Consider the following 21,590-nt stretch of genomic DNA (forward strand, 5'->3'; position numbering starts at 1 on the left):
AGAAATCACAATGAAAAACATACTTATCGCCAGTACATCTATCCTTCATGGCGGGGACTATTTAGAGTATTTACTACCCAAATTAAGCTTGCATTTTTTAAATTGCAAAACAATACTTTTTATTCCTTATGCGCGTTCAGGTGCCATTTCACACGAAGAGTATACTTCAAAAGTTGCTTTGGCTTTTGCCAAAATAAATAAAAAAGTGAGAGGAATTCACGAATTTAAGGACGCAGCTGAAGCAATCCAAAATGCAGAAGGTATTTTTACAGGAGGGGGTAATACTTTTTTACTGGTTTCACAATTGTATAAAAACAAAATAATGAAAGTTCTTGCCGATACCGTTAAGAATGGAACTCCTTATTTAGGAACAAGTGCCGGAAGTAATATTTGTGGGCTGACTATGCAAACCACGAACGACATGCCGATTATTTACCCGCCGAGCTTTCAAACTTTAGGCTTAATTCCTTTTAATCTGAATCCGCATTATTTGGATACCGATGAACAATCAAAACACATGGGAGAAACCCGCGAAACAAGAATAAAGGAATTTCATTCTTTTAATGCCATTCCAGTTTTAGGATTACGAGAAGGCAGCTGGCTAGAGGTAAAAGGCGAAAACATAACGTTAAGAGGAAACTTATCGGCTAGACTTTTTAGACAAAATCAAGATCCTGAAGAATTAGAAAGCGGAGCTGATTTGAGTTTTATAAAATAATTCTGAAAGGACTAAGAATAAAAAAGCCGAAACAATTACGTTTCGGCTTTGAAGAGCGAAAGACGAGGCTCGAACTCGCGACAACCAGCTTGGAAGGCTGGAGCTCTACCAACTGAGCTACTTTCGCATTAAAATTTTAAATAAAAAACCTCAAATCAAATTTGAGGCTTAGAGCGAAAGACGAGGCTCGAACTCGCGACAACCAGCTTGGAAGGCTGGAGCTCTACCAACTGAGCTACTTTCGCATTAACAACAGTGCAAATATAATTAATAAGTTTGTTTCAATGCAAGTTTTTTTTCTTAAAAAATTACAAACTTACGCTGCAGCCATTTTTATTAAAGCATATTCAAATCATAAAGAATTTAATATGAAAATATTATACCTTTATTAAGCTTAAAAAAACAAAATAAAAAAAAATGCAAAACATCAAAAAAATAACGGCCCTAGAGACATTTCCGGTAAGACATCCTGTCCTTCGAGCCGACAAATCGATAGACAGTTGTCATTTTGATGGTGATAATTTAGAAACCACTTCTCATTTTGGTTTGTTTGATGGAAATAATATCATAGGTGTTATTTCAATATTCGAAGCAAAACATGATTTATTTGCGGCAGAAAAACAGTATCAAATTCGGGGTATGGCGATTTTAAAACAGCATCAAAAAAGAGGTTTTGGCGAAAAGCTGATTCACAATTCGGAGAAACATTACAGAAACAAAAACGCAAATTTAATTTGGTTCAATGCCAGAAAAGAGGCGGTTGGTTTCTATGAAAAAATGGGATACCAAGTTAAAGGATTGCCCTTTGAAATACCCGAAGTAGGAGAACACCTTGTTATGTTTAAAAAAATGAGCAATGAATAAATTATTTCTAATACTATTATTGTGTCTAATAACTAGTTGTAAAAAGGAATTAAAAAGCGAGGTAGTCGTAAAAAAAGAGATTGCTAAACCTAGTATTAAACCTGAAGGCAAAGCAATTAAAATTGACTCGGCTTTACTGATTTCTTTTAACAACAAAGCGCTCACTGATTTTTACAAATCTACTGAATACAGAACTGTTTGGCAATCAGAAGAAAAGAGAAAAATTATTTTAGGAGAACTTCTTAAATCTGATGAAGAAGGACTAAATCCAGAAGATTACACGGTAGCTACATTGAGTGATTTTGAAAAAAAATCAGCAACATTAGATGATTCTGATTTAGCTAAATATGATATTTTGTTGACGGCCAATTTTCAAAAATACATTTCACATTTAACTAACGGAACACTGAATCCACGAAAATTGTATAAAAACTGGGACTTAAAAGAAAACTACATTGATATAAATGAGACAATGACACATTTATTTAGCAGCGATTCCTTAGGCTATAAAATCGAACAATTGAAACCCAATCATATTGTTTACAAAAGATTAAAAAAAGCACTAAAACTAATCAACACTTTCCCAAAAGATAATTTCAAAACGATAAAAATAACGAAAAAAATCACTCCAAATGACACCAATCCTGCTATAGTAGATATCAAAAAAAGATTAATTTTTTGGAAAGAATTACAACCGAAAGATAGCTTGACCACTGTTTATGACGAAGAAACGGTAGCTGCAATAAAAAAATTTCAGTCCCGTCACGGTTTAGGCATTAATGCGATTATAGATGAAGGAACAATTAACTGTCTCAATTTCTCAAAACAACAGCGTATCCATCAAATTATTGCCAATCTAGAGCGCTGGAAATGGTATCCAAAAGAAATGGGGAAAGAATATATAATTATCAACATTCCTGATTACAGATTGAGCCTCGTTAAAGACAATGACACTTTGAGAACCCATAGAGTAATTGTAGGAAGGGCCAAAAGAAAGACTCCAATCCTGAGTTCGAAATTAACGCAAGTGGTTTTTAATCCAACATGGACTGTCCCTCCAACTATTTTGAGAGAAGATGTAATTCCGGCTATTTTAAAAAGGCGAAGCTATCTGACCGAATCAAACATTAAAGTTTATGATAGTAACGGAAGAATAATAAGTCCCTATGAATGGCAATTGTCACTAGCAAAAACATATCGTTATGTCCAAAGTCCGGGGACTTTTAATTCACTAGGCATGGTAAAAATAATTTTCCCCAACCGATTTTCTATTTATCTGCACGATACTAATCATAGAGATTATTTCGATAAAATAGATCGCTCATTAAGTTCGGGTTGTGTCAGGGTTGATAATCCATTAGAATTAACGGAGTATTTGCTGGATGATGCTGTCAATTGGAATTTTGATAAAATTACAAACATCTTGCAAAACGAAAAAACAAAATTTGTAAAAATCAGAAAAGAGGTTTCGTTCCATTTATTGTATTGGACCGCTTGGAGCGAAAATAACAAATTAATTTTTAGAGATGATATTTACGCCCTTGATGCCAATTTATATAACAAACTACGAAATTGACGCAGCAAATTTTGAAACTCTTGACGGATGATAAATAAAGAAGCACGATTTGTTTTTTATGGTGCTGATAATTTCTTTAGATAATTCTACCGGTACAGCCGGACAACCTTGACTTCTACCTAATCTGTGATTATTTTTAATAAACGAATTAGAAACGTATTCAGCTGCATGCATTACCACACCTCTTGCTCTTGCGTTATCGTTAACTCCTCTTTCTAAACCATCTAATTTAAGTGACATTCCATGTTTACCATTGTAAATTTCACCCGTAGCATAAAAACCTAAACTGCTTTTATACGATTCAGCTGAATTTGAAAAATTAGAAGCAAATTCTTCGCCTGTATTTCTTCCATGAGCAACAAGAGAATGAAACAATACATCACCAGAAATTAAATCAATCACCCAAAGTCTTTTAGTATTGGACGACAAACTAAAATCGACTAAGGTTAAGATGTCTTTCTGGATCAATCCTTTTTCTTTCAACAAATAATACCCTTTTAAAGCAGCTGCGAAGCTTTCTAATTTAGGTAAAGCAAAATTATTGGAATGTAAGTTACTGTAAGCCATTTCAATTTTAGCGTCAACACTAGTTTCCACCGTTTTGGCATAAACCACCGGTTTCGCATTCTTTGGCTCAGAAGAACTTGTTTTAATCGTAGAGAAGGAAACAAGCATAAATAAAATTGCAGGAAATATCTTATAAATCATTGGCTTTCTTTAAGTTATAGATTAATTTGGGATTGCAAACGTACGGTAAAATAAAACGATTAAAAATAATTTAACAAAACTTTAGTCCAATTAATAACGGACAAGTAAGGAAAATATTGAGTAAAACATCATAAAAAATTCACTTCCTGTGTTAATTTTGTTATTTTTGTTTTGATACAATCACAATATATGTCCAAATTTCAGTCTACTGTGCTTTTTTTTTTAATTTTCTACAGTTTCAATAGCTATAGCCAAAAAAAGGTTCTTTTGGCAAAACCTATAGAAGAAAACATCACCATCGATGGAAAAATTAACGAAGATATCTGGAAAACAGAATCAGTAGCTACCGATTTCGTTATGTTTCAACCTGACAATGGAAAACCAATAAACATTAATAAGAAAACTGAAGTTAAAGTACTCTACGACAACAATGCCATCTATATTGCAGCTTTGCTATATGATGATGAGCCTGAGAAAATAAAAAAAGAAATAACAAACCGTGATGTTTTTGGGGTTTCCGATAATTTTTCAGTTTACATCAACGGGTTTAACGACGGGCAACAAGACTTCCGCTTTTTTGTAAGTTCAGCAGGAGTTCAAATGGATTGTCTAGCAACTGAAGACAGTGAAGATTTTACATGGGACGCCATTTGGGACAGTGAAATAACAATGACTGACTTTGGATGGGCTGTAGAAATGAAAATTCCCTATGCTGCCTTACGATTTTCTAATGCTGATAAACAAATCTGGGGTCTGAATTTTATGCGAGAGATAAAACGAGATGTTCAGAAATATACTTGGAATCGCGTAGATACGAAAATAGGGGCCGTTATTCCGCAAGCAGGAATTCTCGAAGGAATAGAAAATATAAAAACACCTACTCGACTTTTTTTCATACCCTACTCGTCTGCGTATTATCAAAAAAACAACATTGGATCAGGAACCACTTTAAAAGGGGGATTAGATATTAAATACGGCATCAATGATTCCTTTACATTGGACGCCATTTTGGTTCCCGATTTCGGACAAACAAAATTTGACAATGCTATTTTAAACCTTGCACCTTTCGAGCAAAAGCTTGATGAAAACAGGCCTTTTTTTACAGAAGGCACTAATTTATTCAACAAAGGAGGATTATTCTATTCCAGAAGAATTGGAGGTGCACCAAGCACAGAACCGGCAATTACAGCAAATGAAGAAATAATTAATTATCCGAATACTGTTGATTTGCTAAATGCAGTTAAAGTTTCAGGAAGAACAGAGAAAGGCTTAGGGATTGGTTTTTTGAATGCAGTTACCGAAAAAACATACGCTACTATTCGAGATAACGCTACGAATGAAACACGAAAAGAAGTTATAGAACCATTGACTAATTATAATATTTTAGTTTTTGATCAGCGTTTTAATCAGAATTCGTCGGTCTCTTTTGTAAACACAAACACTACTCGTAATGGCGGCTTTAGAGATGCTAATGTTTCTGCATTGTTATTTGATTTAAGCACAAAAGAAAACACTTATAATTTATACGGAGATTTCAAATACAGTTCCATTAATACTATTGAAGATTATGATGGTTTTAAAACTTCATTAAACTTTGAAAAAACAAGCGGAAAATATCGATATTTACTTTCTGGAAAATACCTTTCTAAGGATTACGATATAAATGATTTAGGAATCATTTTCTATACCAATTATCACAATGCCTATGCGAATGCCAGTTATAGAATTTTGAATCCTACAAAGTTTTTTAACACCTTTAAGATAGAGCAGGAATTCAATTTCGAAATACAAAACACTGCTGGGAAATTACAAGAAGGCTATTATAAAACAGTGATTAAAGCAACGTCTTTAAATAATCATTATTTTGAGTTAGCCCTACTAATAAATCCACTTAAAACATTTAATTTTTACGAGCCTCGTACGAATGGCAGATACGTCTATAACCCTAAAAGCATTGCTTCTTATTTCGGATTTGAATTGAACAGAAACAATGAACTAACTCTTGATATGACACCACAATTTATCAAATATGACGAGAAAGGAAGATTTACTTACGGGATTAATTTTAGTCCAAAATACCGATTCAATGACAAATTTTCTTTAGCATATACGCTAGACTATACTACTTTAAAAAATGATCGTGGGTGGGTTGACTTTGATGATTCCGGAATTGTATTTGCGGAACGTAATCGTGAAATACTTCAAAATGATCTTACTGGAAAATATTCCTTAAACAATAAAATGACCTTTAATTTAACGGCTCGATATTATTGGTCTTATTCTAAAAATCATGATTTCTTCACCTTACAAAACAATGGCTATTTAACGCCAAATAATAATTATGCCTTAAATAAAGACAGAAATTTTAACTCTTGGAATTTTGATTTGTCGTATTCCTGGTGGTTTGCTCCTGGAAGTGAAATCTCAATTTTATACCGTAACTATGGATTAGAAAGAGCTAGTTTAGTCGAAAAAGATTTATCCAAGAATCTTAAAAGTATTTTCAATAGCGATCTTACCAATATCCTTTCCATAAGCGTACGTTATTTTATTGATTATAATGTGATAAAAAATAAGTTTTAAAATCTTCAAAATAAGATTTAAAAACAAATCGCTTTTAAGTTCTGAAATAGACTACCGACATATATAATATTGTTTTTGTTCTAAAAAATGTAACAATATATTAAAAACATAGTCTATTATTTAAATTATATTCTTGAACCGTTTTATCATCAATCAATCAAAAAATATCATGAGAAAAATACTTTTCATAAGTGTCTTCTTGTTTTCATTTCTTGGCTATGGCCAAAAAAAAGTCTTACAAACTAAATTCATTTCCGACAATATAATCATCGATGGAAAATTGGAGGAAACTATATGGGAATCTACACCTGTAGCAAAGGATTTTATCATGTTTCAACCAGACAATGGTAAACTTATTCCAGAAAACAGAAAAACAGAAGTAAAAGTTTTATATGACAATGACGCCATCTATATCGCAGCATTAATGTACGATGACGAACCAAATAAAATAATGAAAGAAATAGTGCAAAGAGATAATTTCGGTGCTTCGGATCTATTTGGAGTTTTTGTAAATGGTTTTAATGACGGACAACAAGATTTTCAATTTTTTGTTTCCGCTTCTGATGGACAAGCTGATTGTATGACGACCGACACTAATGGAGAAGATTACTCTTGGGACGCTGTTTGGAAAAGCAAAGCTACTATTACAGATTTTGGCTGGATTGCAGAAATACGGATTCCGTACGCAGCTTTGAGATTTTCAAGTGAAAAAAAACAGCTATGGGGACTCAATTTTTTCAGAGAAATAAAGCGCGACAAACATAAATATACTTGGAATTTTATTGATTCAAAAATTGGAACTTTTACGCAACAAACGGGAGTATTGGAAGGCATAGAAAACATAAAAACACCTACTCGTCTGTTCCTTTTACCCTATTCTTCTTTTTATGTAAATGCAAATTCACAGCAAAAAACCTACGGAACTATGAAAGGCGGTCTAGATATAAAATACGGCATAAATGATGCTTTTACGCTGGATGCTATACTTATTCCCGACTTTGGTCAAACAAAATATGATGACCAAATTTTAAATTTAGGCCCATTTGAACAACAATTTAACGAAAACAGGCCTTTCTTCACAGAAGGAACCGATTTATTCAGCAAAGGAAATTTACTTTATTCAAGAAGAATTGGCGGCACACCTTCAAATCTGCCAACTACTGCAAGTAATGAAAAAATTATTGACAATCCATCAAGTGTAAATCTTATTAATGCCTTAAAAATATCCGGCAGAACAAAAGATGGTTTAGGAATAGGAATTCTAAATGCAGTTACTGAAAAAACATATGCATCAATCCAAAACAATGAAACTAAAGAAACAAGAAGAGAATTAGTGGAACCATTAGCAAATTATAATGTTTTGGTAGTTGATCAGCGCTTTCGTAAAAATTCTTCTATTTCATTTATCAATACGAACGTAACCCGAAACGGGAGTTTTCGTGACGGGAATGTTTCTGCATTAGTTTGGGATTTAAATACTAAGAAAAACACCTACAATCTTTCTGGAAATTTCAAATACAGCTACATAAACGACATTGAAGACAAAAAAGGAACTGCAACATCGCTTAACTTTGGTGAGACTTCTGGAAAATACCGTTATAGCGTAGGAACAGAAATACAATCAAAAAATTTCGACAACAATGATTTGGGAATTAATTTTGAGACCAACTATTATGCAATCTATGGAAATGTAAATTATAGAATATTAAATCCAACCAAATATTTCAATACGTTCAATACAAATTTTAATATGTTCACCCAGTTTCAAAAAGAAACGGGAAAAATCCAAGGTAATAATATCAATGTTAATGTCAACCTGAACAATAAACAAAATCATTATTTTGGACTGGGAATAAACGCGAATCCAATCGAGTCCTTTGATTATTATGAACCGAGGACAGAAAACCGGTATTTAATTTTTCCAAAACGATTTGGAGGTTGGTTTATGTTTTCTTCTAATTACAATAATAAATTTGCCCTTGACATCAATCCATCATTTGCTGTTTTGAGCGAACCTGGAAGAAATTCTTATGGTATCGACATTGGCCCAAGATACCGTTTCAATGATAAATTCTCATTGAATTACAACTTTAGCTTTTTTAGACAAAACAATAACAAAGGATATGTAGACAGTGTAAATGATGATCTAAATTCGACAGCGCCTAATACTATCATTTTTGCCAATAGAAATGTTATTACCTACTCCAACTCTTTTTCCGGAAAATACTCCATTAACAGCAAAATGACTTTTAATCTTTCCTTGCGCCATTATTGGTCTTTTGCAGAAAACAAGAACTTTTTATCATTAGAGCAAAACGGCAGACTAATGGATTATAATATTTATACTGAAAACAAAAACTCCAATTTTTTCTCCTGGAATGGTGATTTATCCTATTCATGGTGGTTTGCCCCAGGAAGCGAAATTTCTATCTTATACAGAAACAATGCAGCCAATTTTCAAAGAGAAATCGATAAAGACTTTGGAAAAAAAGTAACAACGCTACTAACCAACGACCAACTAAAACATGTTTTCTCAATAAGCATTCGTTATTTTATAGATTATAATGAAGTGAAAACTAAATTCTAATTTGCATTAATTTTAGCAAACCCCCTTTTCTACAACAAAATTATCAATATTTGTTATTGTTACCTTATGAATGAATAATAGTGATTTCGATTACTTCCAACATTTTTAGAAATGCTTTATCTTTGCTCAAAATATAGTACAATGAACAAAAAAGTAATTCTTATGATTTTGGACGGTTGGGGAAAATCTCCTGACCCTAAAGTATCTGCAATTGACAATGCTAATGTCCCATTTATAAATAGTCTTTATAGAAATTACCCAAGCGCTCAACTTAGAACCGATGGTTTAAATGTAGGTTTACCAGAAGGACAAATGGGCAATAGTGAAGTAGGGCACATGAACCTTGGTGCTGGACGAATAGTCTATCAGGATCTCGCCAAGATAAATCTTGCTGTAGCGCATAATACTTTGGCAAAAGAACAAGTATTGGTTGATGCTTTTACTTATGCCAAAGAAAACAATAAAAAAGTACACTTCTTAGGTCTTGTTTCAGACGGTGGAGTTCACTCTCATACTTCTCACTTACGTGGTTTAATTGATGCAACGCAACAATATGGATTGCAAAAAGTTTTTGTTCACGCCTTCACTGATGGCCGTGATGTTGATCCAAAATCGGGTAAAAACTACATTCAGGATTTAGAAGATTATATCGAAAACACCACTGTAAAAATAGCTTCTATAATTGGGCGTTATTATGCTATGGATCGTGATAAACGTTGGGAAAGAGTAAAATTAGCTTACGATTTATTAGTAAATGGAATTGGCACTCATACTAAAAATGCAGTCGAATCGATACTAGAAAGCTATGAAGTTAATGTAACCGATGAGTTTATTCATCCAATGGTTATGGTTGACGACAGCGACAAGCCCCTTGCTACAATTGAAGACGACGATGTTGTTATTTTCTTCAATTTCAGAACAGATAGAGGAAGAGAATTGACAGAAGTCCTGACTCAAATGGATTGTCATGAGCAAAACATGCACAAACTCAATTTGTACTATGTCACGCTTACCAATTATGACGAAACCTACCAAAATATAAAAGTAGTTTACAATAAGGATAACATTACCGAAACCCTAGGTGAAGTCTTAGAAAAAGCCCAAAAAAAGCAAATTCGTATAGCAGAAACCGAAAAATATCCTCACGTGACGTTCTTCTTTTCTGGCGGAAGGGAATTACCTTTTGCTGGTGAGAGCCGCATCTTGAAAAACTCCCCTAAAGTGGCCACTTATGATTTGCAACCAGAAATGAGCGCATTTGAACTTACTGATGCTTTAGTTCCTGAGCTTGAAAAAGAAGAAGTGGATTTTGTATGCCTTAATTTTGCCAATGGCGATATGGTAGGACATACTGGAATTATGAGTGCTGCAATAAAAGCTTGTGAAGCCGTTGATAAATGTGTAGAAAAAGTAATTACAACAGCATTAGCGCATAATTACACTACTATTGTAATTGCAGATCACGGAAATTGCGAGACAATGATTAATCCTGATGGAAGTCCGAATACCGCTCATACAACAAATCCGGTTCCTATTATTTTGGTTGACAAAGATTTAAAAGTGATCCATGATGGTGTTTTAGGAGACATTGCCCCAACTATTTTAGAGTTGATGGGAATTGAAAAGCCTGAAGTTATGACATGTCATTCTTTGTTATAAAACTTAGAAGTAATTTGAATCAAAATATTTTAAATACATTTTAAAAAAATTCAAAAAAGCTGTTCTGATTGGAACAGCTTTTTTATTATCAAAAATTTGACATCAAAAGTTCTCATAAAATTGTACTTTTGCAAACTGAAAATTCGAAATTATGATTATTGTAAAATCACGTGAAGAAATAGAATTGATGCGAGAAAGCGCATTAATCGTATCAAAAACATTAGGAATGATTGCTTCTGAAATAAAAGTAGGAGTCACTACATTATATTTAGACAAATTAGCCGAAGAATTCATTCGTGATCATGGTGCCGAACCAAGTTTTCTTGGTTTATATGGTTTCCCAAATTCACTTTGTATGAGTCCAAATGCCCAAGTGGTTCACGGAATTCCAAATAACAAACCATTAGAAAGCGGCGACGTTATTTCGGTGGATTGCGGTGCTTATAAAAATGGATACCATGGGGATCACGCTTATTCTTTTGAAATTGGCGAAGTAGCTCCAGAAACCAAGAAATTATTGCAAATAACCAAAGAATCTTTATACGTAGGAATCCGGGAATTAAAATTAGGTAACCGCGTGGAAGATGTAGGAAATGCTATTCAAAGATACACTGAAGCCCATGGCTATGGTGTTGTTCGTGAATTAGTAGGACATGGAGTAGGACAAAAAATGCATGAAGATCCTGAAATGCCAAATTATGGTAAAAAGGGAAGAGGAAAGCTTTTTGTGGAAGGAATGGTTGTTGCTATTGAGCCAATGATTAATTTGGGAACCCGAAACATCAAACAATTAAAAGACGGCTGGACAATCCTAACTGCCGACGGAAAACCAAGTGCTCATTTTGAGCATGACGTTGCTATTATCGATGGGAAACCTGAGATTTTATCGACTTTTGGATATATATACAAAGCGTTAGGAATTGTGAGTAATGAAGAAGATGAGTTTAGAAAAACACCTTTAGTCCTATAATGAAAAAACTTTTTAAACTTATACTCAATACCATTCCGCGTCCAATTCTTATTCGTTTAAGTTACCTGGCAAGACCAGTTCTTGCTTTTGCATTAAAAGGAACTCAATTTACGGATCCTATCGACGGAAAAAGTTTCAAAATGTTCCTCCCTTACGGTTATGGAACGCAAAGAAACAATGTGCTTTCACCAAGTACACTTTCATTGGAAAGACACCGTTTGCTGTGGTTATATCTGAATGAAAAAACCGATTTCTTTACTTCAACAGAGAAAAAGAAAGTACTTCATTTTGCACCGGAACAGGCCTTCTACAAATTGTTTCGAAATCAAAAAAATCTGGATTATACCACAACCGATTTATTTTCACCACTAGCTGATGTAAAAGCAGATATATGTGATTTGCCTTTCGAGGAAAATCAATATGATGTGATTCTTTGCAATCACGTTTTAGAACATATTCCAGATGACACTAAAGCGATGCAAGAATTATTCAGAGTTTTGAAACCAGGAGGAATGGCGATTTTGCAAATCCCACAAGATCTATCCAGAGCCACTACTTTTGCAGACGACACAATTACTGACCAGAAAGAAAGAGCAAAAATATTTGGGCAATACGACCACGTTCGTATTTATGGCCGTGATTATTTTGATAAATTAAGAGGCATTGGTTTTAAGGTAATTGAAGAAGATTATACGAACAAAATATCGTCAGAATTAGTGGAAAAATATTGCTTAGCCAAAGGTGAAATCATCCCTGTTTGTTTTAAATAGATTTGAGACTAATCAAATAAAGCTACTCCAATTCGCATAATAATAGTATTGCTTAATTCGTTATATTTACATTTCAGCAATTCAAGGTATATGCTTAAAGCTCTTTTTCTAAAAATAGGTCTGCTCTTTATAATCACTTCGACTACTGCACAAGTAGAAAAAGAGACCGCTCCACCCTATAATATTAAGACGATTACTTTTGTACAAACGGAACAAAATGTAATTCCAATTTTCAAATTAGGAGAGGGATTTCAGTTGCAATTTGATGACCTTTTCGGCAATGAAGCTGATTATTACTACGAAATAACGCATTGTGACTATAATTGGAATCCAACAGACATCCCTAAAAGTGAGTATTTAAAAGGTTTTGACAACCAAAGAATTTCAGATTACACTAATTCTTTCAACACATTACAACTCTATTCCCATTACAGACTGGCGATACCAAATCAGTTTACACAGCTATTAATCAGTGGTAATTACATGCTGAAAATATTAAACAACGATAAAGAAGTTATCTTTTCCAGAAAATTTATTCTTTATGAAGATGTTGTGACAGTTCCTATTCAAGTAAAGAGAGCAAGAACCGTTAGTAATTTAGAATCTAAACATAACTTAGAATTTACTATTAAATCCAGTACAATTACTTTTCAAAATCCATTGAAAAACGTAAAAGTCCTTTTACTTCAAAATGGCCAGTTCAATGATGCAATTAAAAACATAGCCCCCCAATATACAATTGGAAATGATTTAATTTATAAATATGATACCCAAACCCAGTTTTGGGCACGAAATGAATTTCTGTATTTTGAAAATAAAGACATTAGAGCTGCTAATAATAATGTAGCCCGTGTAGATTCTAATAATGAAATTTACAGTTCCCATTTATACACAAATGATGCAAGAACAAATTATCCATATTCTGTAACACAAGACGTCAACGGGAATTTTGTCATCAAGAACATAAACGCGACCAACAACGACATTGAATCCGATTATGCCTGGGTGTATTTTAGCCTTTCCGCCCCTACTTTTAGAATTAGCAAAGAGGTCTACATTACCGGAATGTTCAATAATTATAATCTAACACCCGAATATAAAATGGACTATAATGAAAAAAAGAGCATTTACGAAAAAGCAGTTTTAATAAAACAAGGGTTTACAAATTTCCAATATACAGTTGCAGATAGCAAAGGAATTATCGATCATGAAAATGCAATTGACGGAAATTTTTATCAAACAGAAAATGATTATTTTATAATGGTCTATTACCGAGAAAATATGGACCGATATGACCGAATCATCGGAAAAGGGATAGCAAATTCACTAAATATCATCAACTAAAAAAAACTTTTCAAAAAATGACAATACGAAATCAATTTTTTGTAAATTTGTCATTATTAAGCACCTATTCATTTATTTATTATGGTTTCTCAAATAACAAGAGGCATAAAGATATCAGTATTGACTAGTTTTGAAGGAACCTACTTCAAAAACTATAAGATCCATTTTGCCTTTAGTTATGAAATCACAATCGAAAACCACAGTAAAGATTCTGTTCAGTTAATTTCTCGCCATTGGGAAATTTTTGACTCTCTAAATGATATAGAAGTAGTAGATGGCGAAGGCATTATCGGAAAAAAACCGGTTTTAAAACCAGGTGAATTCCATACTTATAGCTCAGGTTGTTTATTATCTTCTCCTTACGGTGCGATGAAAGGTTATTTTAACATGATTAACTTTACTTCTACAAAAAATTTCAAAGTTATAGTACCTACATTCAGACTTTGTGCTCCATTTGCATTAAACTAATTTCTTTCTCTTTTGAATTATTTTGATTTTATTAGGATCAAATAATAAAATTTTTAAATTATCCTTTGTACTTTTGTCGTAATCTAAGTTATTCGCAACATTTGGAATGATTTTATTTTTTTCAATTGTTTAATCTTGCCTGTCTTCAAACAGGTCATCTAATTACTATATCATGCTAAAAGGATTTTTTAATGTACCAAAAGCGGTAAACGAACCAGTAAAAGGGTATGCGCCAAATTCACCTGAAAAAGTGGCTGTTCAAGCCGCTTACGCAAAAATGTGGAATTCTAAAATCGATGTGCCGCTATACATTGGAAGCGAAGAAATTAGAACTGGCAACACAAAAAACATGACCGCTCCTCATGATCATAAACATATCGTAGGAACCTATCATCTTGCTGAAAAAGCACATGTTGAAAAAGCCATTGCAAATGCACTAGAATCAAGAACTGCATGGGCAAATATGGCTTGGGAGCAAAGAGCTGCTATTTTTCTTAAAGCTGCTGAATTAATTGCGGGTCCCTATAGAGCAAGAATAAATGCTGCAACAATGATTGCGCAATCGAAAAACATTCATCAGGCCGAAATTGACGCTTCTTGTGAACTTATCGATTTTTTACGTTTCAACGTGGAATTTATGACACAAATTTATAGTGATCAGCCCAATTCAAACTCGGATATGTGGAACCGATTAGAGTACAGACCTCTGGAAGGCTTTGTATATGCTATAACTCCATTTAACTTCACTGCTATTGCTGGAAATCTCCCTGCAAGTGCTGCTATGATGGGAAATGTTGTGATCTGGAAACCAAGTGACAGCCAAGTTTTCTCTGCAAAAATCATTATCGATGTTTTCAAAGAAGCTGGAGTTCCTGACGGCGTTATCAACGTCGTTTTTGGAGATGCTTTAATGATTACGGACACTGTTTTGGCCAGTCGCGATTTTTCCGGAATTCATTTTACAGGTTCAACACATGTATTTAAAGACATTTGGTCAAAAATTGGAGCAAACATTCACCACTATAAAACGTATCCAAGAATTGTAGGGGAAACCGGAGGAAAAGATTTCATTATAGCGCATCCAAGTGCACATGCGAAACAAGTTGCAACTGGAATTGTACGTGGGGCATTCGAGTTTCAAGGTCAAAAATGTTCTGCAGCTTCAAGAGCTTATGTACCACAAAGTTTATGGCCAGCTGTAAAAGAGCAATTAATTACCGATACAAAATCCATGAAAATGGGCTCACCAGAAGATTTTGGCAACTTTATTACTGCAGTTATTCATGAAGGGTCTTTTGATAAATTGGTAAGTTTTATTGACCAAGCCAAAAAAGACGCTGATGCTGAAATTATCGTTGGTGGTAATTATGACAAATCAGTTGGTTATTTTATTGAACCAACCATAATTGTAACAACCGACCCTCATTACACAACAATGGAAACCGAATTATTCGGACCAGTAATGACAATTTTCGTTTACGAAGATGAAAAATGGGAAGAAACATTAAAACTAGTTGACACTACTTCAGAATATGCTTTAACAGGTGCAATTTTCAGTCAAGACCGTTATGCAATTGAGCAGGCAACCACAAAATTACAAAACGCTGCAGGTAACTTTTATATTAATGACAAACCCACAGGAGCTGTAGTAGGAATGCAACCGTTTGGTGGTGCAAGAGCATCAGGAACCAATGACAAAGCGGGTTCCGCATTGAACTTATTACGTTGGGCTTCGCTTAGAACTATCAAAGAAACCTTTATAACTCCAGAAGACTACAGATACCCGTTTTTAGGAGAATAAGTTTTAAAAGCTTAAGGATTTTCTAATGACGATTCTTGGTTTAAGATTTAACCCCAAAAAATTCAAATTATTTTGATTTTCTGGGGTTCTCTTTTTTTTACCTTAGCCTTCTTTCTTAAACGCCTAAACTACAAACTTCAACGGCACATGCACAACTTTCTTCGTTTCAAAGAATTCATCATCGAAAAAGTCAGCTAAATTATACTCTGTAGCTTTAGGGAAATCTTTTAACTCTTCTGTTAAATCACCGCCTTTAAGATATAGTATGCCATTTTTCAATTCGTGCTTGTTATTCTTTTTGATTTTTGTTTTAACCCATGAAACAAAATCAGGCATATTCGTTACCGCACGACTCACGATAAAATCAAAATCCCCTTTTACATTTTCGGCTCGAAGTTGTTCGGCTTTTACGTTTTTTAGCTCCAATGCTTCGGCCACAGCCTGTACCACTTTTATTTTTTTGGCAATAATATCTATCAGAAAAAAACGGGTTTCCGGAAAAAGAATCGCCAACGGAATTCCAGGAAATCCTCCCCCAGTCCCTACATCCAATATATAAGTTCCTGGTTCAAACTTTATAATTTTGGCAATTCCTAAAGAATGTAAAATATGTTTGGTATATAAAGCATCAATATCTTTTCTCGAAATAACATTTATTTTTTCATTCCAGTCGTGGTATAGAAAATCTAATTTTGCGAATTGCTCTTTTTGAATATCGGTCAAATAAGGAAAATACTTAAGAATCTCGTCCATTGCTCTATTTTTTTAACAAAAGTACTATTTTTCTCTTTGAAATATTTAACTCAATTTTGCAGATTGAAAATTTATAATAATTATCTTTGGGGATTATTATAAAATTATATGAACAAGACCGCTCCTACATTTGCAAAGCAAGACAGTCTGAAGTTTTTCAGGACGCTTAACTCGCGGGTAAACAATTACTTCAAGGAAAACAACATCCAAAAAACAGGAAATTGGAGACTTTATTTGAAAACCATAATTCTGTTCACCGTTTTTCTTGCGCCGTATTTTTTGATACTAACGCTAGACATGCCTTTTTGGGCTCATCTTTTATTGACTATTGTCATGGGAATTGGTATGGCTGGAGTAGGAATGAATGTTATGCATGATGGAAATCATGGCTCTTATTCTAATAAAAACTGGATAAATAAATTCATGGGAGGAACGATTTATGTTCTTGCAGGAAATGTATATAACTGGCAAGTGCAACATAATGTCTTACACCATACTTACACTAATATTCCTGGTCATGACGAAGATTTAGATGCTGGACGTGTCATTCGTTTTACAAAAGAAGCAAAATGGTATAATTTTCACCAATTTCAACAATACTATTCTGTTTTTCTATATGGATTATTAACTTTCAATTGGGCGATAACGACTGATTTTAAGCAAATGAGAAGCTATCTAAAAAGAAAATTGTCTTACGGTGAAGCTAAAAGCCCAAAAACACTTTGGACAACTTTAATCATTACAAAAATAATTTATGTTTCTATCTGGATTGTTTTACCAATCGTTATTGGAATCACGTGGTGGAAGGTACTAATCGGATTTTTTGTAATGCACTATACTGCTGGATTAATCCTTAGCGTTGTTTTTCAATTGGCACACGTTGTAGAAGAAACAACCAACCCCTCTCCAAATGAATTAGGAGAAATGGGTAATACTTGGGCGATTCACCAATTGTTCACCACAACCAATTTTGCACCAAAAAACAAAATAGTGAACTGGTATACCGGAGGTTTAAATCACCAAATAGAACATCATATTTTTCCAAATATCAGCCACATCCATTACGGTAAAATTGCGAAAATTGTAAAAGAAACTGCTCAAGAATGCAACTTACCTTATTACGAATATAAAACAATGCGAAGTGCTATTATAGCTCATTTCAAACATTTGAAAGAGTTAGGAATGAAACCAGAACTTATATAATCGCATTAGAGCCCTGCAGTGCGTCACAATAAAAACTAAAGAAACTAATTACAATTAACTAAAAAATGAATCCACTTTCAGACAGAATTAACAATCTAGCTACATCACAAACATTAGCAATGGCTGCTTTGGCCAGAGAATTAAAAGCACAAGGAAAAGATATCATCAGTTTAAGCTTAGGTGAGCCTGATTTCAATACGCCTGATTTCATTAAAGAAGCTGCAAAAAAAGCGATTGACGAAAACTATAGCACATACTCTCCTGTAGAAGGATATGCTGAGTTAAAAGAAGCAATCTGTAGAAAATTCAAAAGAGACAATAATTTAGAATATAAACCATCTCAAATTGTAGTTTCAACTGGAGCAAAACAATCTTTATATAACATTGCTCAAGTTATGTTAAACGATGGTGACGAAGTAATTTTACCAGCTCCTTACTGGGTATCCTATTTTGAAATTGTAAAATTATCTGGTGGAGTTCCTGTAGAAGTTCCAACTTCTGTAGATACTGATTTCAAAATCACACCAGAACAATTAGAAGCAGCTATCACTCCAAAAACAAAAATGATGTGGTTCAGTTCTCCTTGTAATCCAAGCGGATCTGTGTACAACAGAGAAGAATTAACTGCATTGGCAAAAGTGCTAGAAAAACACCCAAACATCTATGTTGTTGCTGATGAAATCTATGAGCACATCAATTTCTCAGGAACTTTTTGTAGCATCGCTTCAATCCCTGGAATGTTAGAAAGAACGATTACCGTAAATGGAGTAGCAAAAGCTTTCGCTATGACAGGATGGAGAATTGGATATATTGGAGCTCCAGAATTCATTGCAAAAGCGTGTACAAAAATACAAGGTCAGGTAACAAGTGGAGCTAACAGTATTGCACAACGCGCTACCATTACTGCTGTAGATGCCGATCCAAGCGTTTTAAAACACATGGTAGATGCTTTTCATAGCCGTAGAGATTTAGTGGTTGGATTATTGAAAGACATTCCAGGAATCAAAATCAACGTACCAGAAGGCGCATTTTACGTATTTCCGGACGTTTCATCTTTCTTCGGAAAAACATTGAAAGGAACTTTCATCAAAGATGCTAATGATTTCTCTATGTATCTTTTAGGCGAAGCCAATGTAGCAACCGTAACAGGTGACGCATTTGGTAACCCGGACTGTATTCGTTTTTCTTACGCAACAAGCGAAGATTTATTGAAAGAAGCATTACGCAGAATAAAAGAAGCTGTAGCATAATTCCAAATAGCTCAAAATTTAAAAATAGTTTAAGGTTTAAAGTTTTACCACTTTATACTTTAAGCTATTTTTTTTATGGGAGTATCCCGATGAAAAAACGAGGCCAGGCCATTCATTAAAATGCCTTCTCTTGTTAAAAAAAGCAAACAAAAAAGATTTTTGACCCCTACCCTTCCCACAAAAAAAACACTATTTTTGCTTACAATTCAAATCGGTTTTATACGACTAAGCAACTTGAAAACTTCAAAAAAAAATGAAAATACTACTTCTCGGCTCAGGCGAATTAGGAAAAGAATTTGCAATCGCAGCACAACGCATCGGGCAAACCATAATTGCGGTTGACAGTTACGAAAACGCGCCCGCTATGCAAGTTGCTCATGATTTTGAAGTAATCAATATGCTTGATGGAGAAGCGTTAGACCGAATAGTTGCAAAACACAAACCCGATTTCATTGTTCCTGAAATAGAAGCCATTCGTACCGAGCGTTTTTATGAATATGAAAAACAAGGGATTACCGTGGTTCCTTCAGCAAAAGCTGCTAACTTCACGATGAACAGAAAAGCAATCCGTGATTTGGCTGCTAGAGAATTGGGACTAAAAACTGCTAATTATCGTTATGCGACAACTGCCGAGGAATTACAAAAAGCCGTGGAAGCGGTCGGAATGCCATGCGTGGTAAAACCATTAATGTCATCCTCAGGAAAAGGGCAATCGACCATTAAAACCGAAGCCGATATCGAAAAAGCGTGGAAGTATGCCGTTGAAGGTTCACGTGGCGATGTCGTAGAAGTTATTGTGGAGGCGTTTATAAAATTCAATTCCGAAATCACTTTATTGACTGTTGTTCAAAACAACAATCCAACCCTTTTTTGCGCGCCAATTGGCCATAGACAGGAACGCGGCGACTATCAAGAAAGCTGGCAACCTGCTCGAATTTCTGACAAGGATCTATATGAAGCCCAAGACATGTCCGAAAAAGTAACCGAAGCTTTGGGTGGTGCAGGACTTTTTGGAGTCGAATTTTTCTTGGCCGATGATGGTGTTTATTTCTCAGAATTATCGCCAAGACCCCATGATACCGGAATGGTAACTTTAGCTGGAACACAAAACTTCAACGAATTTGAATTGCATTTACGAGCAATTCTAAGTTTACCCATTTTCGAAATTACATTAGAAAAAGCGGGAGCCAGTGCCGTAATTTTAGCTTTAGAAAATTCAACAAATCCAACTTATACTGGTATCGAAAAAATTGCCTGTTATCCTAAAACCGATTTCAGGATTTTTGGAAAACCAACTTCAAGACGCTATCGAAGAATGGGCATCGCTTTAGTCAATGACCATTTAGAAACTCCTATTGAAGAAGTGGTAGAAAAAGCTAAAAAAGCAGCAAGTTTAGTTATAGTAAATTCATAATTACTTTTTAGAAACACGAAAAGCTGACGGGGTCAATCCAGTATGTTTTTTGAATAATCTTGTAAAATAAGAATAGTCATCGAACCCTAATTCGCTCGCAATTTCATTGACCGTCATTTTTTTGTCCATTAACATTCGTTTGACTTCAAGTATGATCCGATCCGTAATTACTTCAGTTGTGGTTTTTTGCAACATTTCATTACAAATCCTGTTCAAATGCTTTAAAGTAATATTGAGCTGTGAAGCATAGAAAGAAGGTGCTTTTTCAGTTTTAAAATGATGCTCTAAAAGAACTTCGAAATTCTTAATCTTCACATTATACGAATGCGCTACATGGAGATGAGTTGCACTATATTTTCTGGCAATTTCAATGTGTATAATGTCTAACAGATTCATGATTTTATCCTGCTTCAACATCTGATTTGTCTGAATTTCTAGCATCATACTCTCAAAATAAGGTACAATCGCTTTGGCTTCGGCTAAATCAAAGACCATTTCAGGCTTGTTGTCTACCGACGAATAGAAAGGGTAGTCCGCGATGGTTTTCTGTCCAAAATAAAGATTATACATTTCCTGTGAATAGAAAATCACAAATCCTTCCACATCATCCGACAAATCCCAATGATGCATTTGTCCGGGCTGCAAGAAAAACATACTTCCCGACTGAATCGAAAATACATCAAAATCGATTTCATGTGTTCCTGATCCTTTAGTAAAAAAGACCAAAACATACGAATTATGTCGATGTGGCTCCTCTACAAAACTATGGTCAATCAAATGATTTTTAAAACTATTGACATACAAATCACTATTCACCGAATTGCAGTTAAACCGCTGAATATTATAAACAGGATACTTTTTCATAAGCAAAAATGTCTTTATTGTGCTATAATTAGCGAATATAGAAAACATCTGTGATATG

At 34.2% G+C, this 21,590-nt stretch carries 17 protein-coding genes and 2 tRNA genes; 14 read left to right on the forward strand and 5 right to left on the reverse strand.

Features of this window, described 5'->3' with window-relative positions; translation table 11 throughout:
- The first annotated feature begins 10 nt into the window (after positions 1–10).
- A complete protein-coding gene (gene pepE / locus ACNQGN_RS04565; protein WP_417986672.1) occupies positions 11–718 on the forward strand; it encodes a dipeptidase PepE in 708 nt (235 codons plus the stop codon).
- A gap of 54 nt (positions 719–772) precedes the next feature.
- Here the strand turns inward: pepE and ACNQGN_RS04570 are convergent.
- Positions 773–845: transfer RNA gene (locus ACNQGN_RS04570), tRNA-Gly, on the reverse strand.
- A gap of 45 nt (positions 846–890) precedes the next feature.
- Positions 891–963, reverse strand: a tRNA-Gly gene (locus ACNQGN_RS04575).
- Between the two features lie 172 nt (positions 964–1,135).
- On the opposite strand from ACNQGN_RS04575, the gene ACNQGN_RS04580 reads away from it, so the two are divergent.
- Together ACNQGN_RS04580 and ACNQGN_RS04585 are read left to right on the forward strand one after the other, a co-directional pair.
- The gene (locus ACNQGN_RS04580; RefSeq protein WP_417986673.1) at positions 1,136–1,582 is read left to right on the forward strand and encodes a GNAT family N-acetyltransferase; all 447 of its coding nucleotides are present in this window, start codon (positions 1,136–1,138) and stop codon (positions 1,580–1,582) included.
- Positions 1,575–3,158, forward strand: a complete 1,584-nt coding sequence (locus tag ACNQGN_RS04585; RefSeq protein ID WP_417986674.1) for a L,D-transpeptidase family protein — start codon at positions 1,575–1,577, stop codon at positions 3,156–3,158. The genes ACNQGN_RS04580 and ACNQGN_RS04585 overlap by 8 nt, the downstream gene beginning before the upstream one ends.
- Here ACNQGN_RS04585 and ACNQGN_RS04590 read toward each other — a convergent pair.
- On the reverse strand, positions 3,147–3,866 hold the full coding sequence (locus tag ACNQGN_RS04590; protein ID WP_417986675.1) for a murein L,D-transpeptidase catalytic domain family protein: 720 nt from the start codon (positions 3,864–3,866) through the stop codon (positions 3,147–3,149). The genes ACNQGN_RS04585 and ACNQGN_RS04590 overlap by 12 nt on opposite strands.
- Positions 3,867–4,055: 189 nt before the next feature.
- Between ACNQGN_RS04590 and ACNQGN_RS04595 the strand changes: the two genes are divergently transcribed.
- The 8 genes from ACNQGN_RS04595 to pruA all read left to right on the forward strand — a co-directional run bounded on the left by ACNQGN_RS04595 (position 4,056) and on the right by pruA (position 16,048).
- Positions 4,056–6,449 (forward strand): DUF5916 domain-containing protein, encoded by a 2,394-nt coding sequence (locus tag ACNQGN_RS04595; protein WP_417986676.1) that lies wholly within the window; start codon positions 4,056–4,058, stop codon positions 6,447–6,449.
- A 169-nt stretch (positions 6,450–6,618) separates the two neighbouring features.
- Positions 6,619–9,036 carry a DUF5916 domain-containing protein gene (locus tag ACNQGN_RS04600; protein WP_417986677.1) on the forward strand — a complete coding sequence of 806 codons (2,418 nt, stop codon included), beginning with the start codon at positions 6,619–6,621 and terminating at the stop codon, positions 9,034–9,036.
- A 141-nt stretch (positions 9,037–9,177) separates the two neighbouring features.
- The gene (gpmI, locus tag ACNQGN_RS04605; RefSeq protein WP_417986678.1) at positions 9,178–10,695 is read left to right on the forward strand and encodes a 2,3-bisphosphoglycerate-independent phosphoglycerate mutase; all 1,518 of its coding nucleotides are present in this window, start codon (positions 9,178–9,180) and stop codon (positions 10,693–10,695) included.
- Between the two features lie 151 nt (positions 10,696–10,846).
- On the forward strand, positions 10,847–11,665 hold the full coding sequence (map, locus tag ACNQGN_RS04610) for a type I methionyl aminopeptidase (protein ID WP_417986679.1): 819 nt from the start codon (positions 10,847–10,849) through the stop codon (positions 11,663–11,665).
- A complete protein-coding gene (locus tag ACNQGN_RS04615) occupies positions 11,665–12,435 on the forward strand; it encodes a class I SAM-dependent methyltransferase (RefSeq protein ID WP_417986680.1) in 771 nt (256 codons plus the stop codon). Before map ends, ACNQGN_RS04615 begins: the two co-directional genes overlap by 1 nt.
- A gap of 90 nt (positions 12,436–12,525) precedes the next feature.
- Positions 12,526–13,779: a type IX secretion system plug protein gene (locus ACNQGN_RS04620; RefSeq protein WP_417986681.1), complete on the forward strand. Its 1,254-nt coding sequence runs from the start codon at positions 12,526–12,528 to the stop codon at positions 13,777–13,779.
- Positions 13,780–13,860: 81 nt separating this feature from the next.
- A complete protein-coding gene (gene apaG / locus ACNQGN_RS04625) occupies positions 13,861–14,247 on the forward strand; it encodes a Co2+/Mg2+ efflux protein ApaG (RefSeq protein WP_379853532.1) in 387 nt (128 codons plus the stop codon).
- Between the two features lie 172 nt (positions 14,248–14,419).
- Complete coding sequence (gene pruA / locus ACNQGN_RS04630) at positions 14,420–16,048, forward strand: L-glutamate gamma-semialdehyde dehydrogenase (protein ID WP_417986682.1); 1,629 nt, start codon at positions 14,420–14,422, stop codon at positions 16,046–16,048.
- 123 nt (positions 16,049–16,171) lie between these two features.
- Here the strand turns inward: pruA and rsmG are convergent, their stop codons facing one another.
- Positions 16,172–16,801, reverse strand: coding sequence for a 16S rRNA (guanine(527)-N(7))-methyltransferase RsmG (gene rsmG / locus ACNQGN_RS04635; protein ID WP_417986683.1), 630 nt, complete (start codon positions 16,799–16,801; stop codon positions 16,172–16,174).
- Positions 16,802–16,909: 108 nt separating this feature from the next.
- Between rsmG and ACNQGN_RS04640 the strand changes: the two genes are divergently transcribed.
- From ACNQGN_RS04640 to purT, 3 genes are all read left to right on the forward strand, one after another.
- The gene (locus ACNQGN_RS04640) at positions 16,910–18,004 is read left to right on the forward strand and encodes a fatty acid desaturase family protein (RefSeq protein WP_417986684.1); all 1,095 of its coding nucleotides are present in this window, start codon (positions 16,910–16,912) and stop codon (positions 18,002–18,004) included.
- A 65-nt stretch (positions 18,005–18,069) separates the two neighbouring features.
- A complete protein-coding gene (locus ACNQGN_RS04645) occupies positions 18,070–19,254 on the forward strand; it encodes a pyridoxal phosphate-dependent aminotransferase (RefSeq protein ID WP_417986685.1) in 1,185 nt (394 codons plus the stop codon).
- A gap of 253 nt (positions 19,255–19,507) precedes the next feature.
- Complete coding sequence (gene purT, locus ACNQGN_RS04650; RefSeq protein ID WP_417986686.1) at positions 19,508–20,668, forward strand: formate-dependent phosphoribosylglycinamide formyltransferase; 1,161 nt, start codon at positions 19,508–19,510, stop codon at positions 20,666–20,668.
- Here purT and ACNQGN_RS04655 read toward each other — a convergent pair whose 3' ends face one another.
- Entirely contained in the window at positions 20,669–21,532 is an 864-nt protein-coding gene (locus ACNQGN_RS04655) for an AraC family transcriptional regulator (RefSeq protein ID WP_417986687.1), read from the reverse strand.
- Positions 21,533–21,590: the final 58 nt, after the last annotated feature.

This window comes from Flavobacterium rhamnosi (genome assembly GCF_048286515.1).
Classification (GTDB): Bacteria; Bacteroidota; Bacteroidia; order Flavobacteriales; family Flavobacteriaceae; genus Flavobacterium.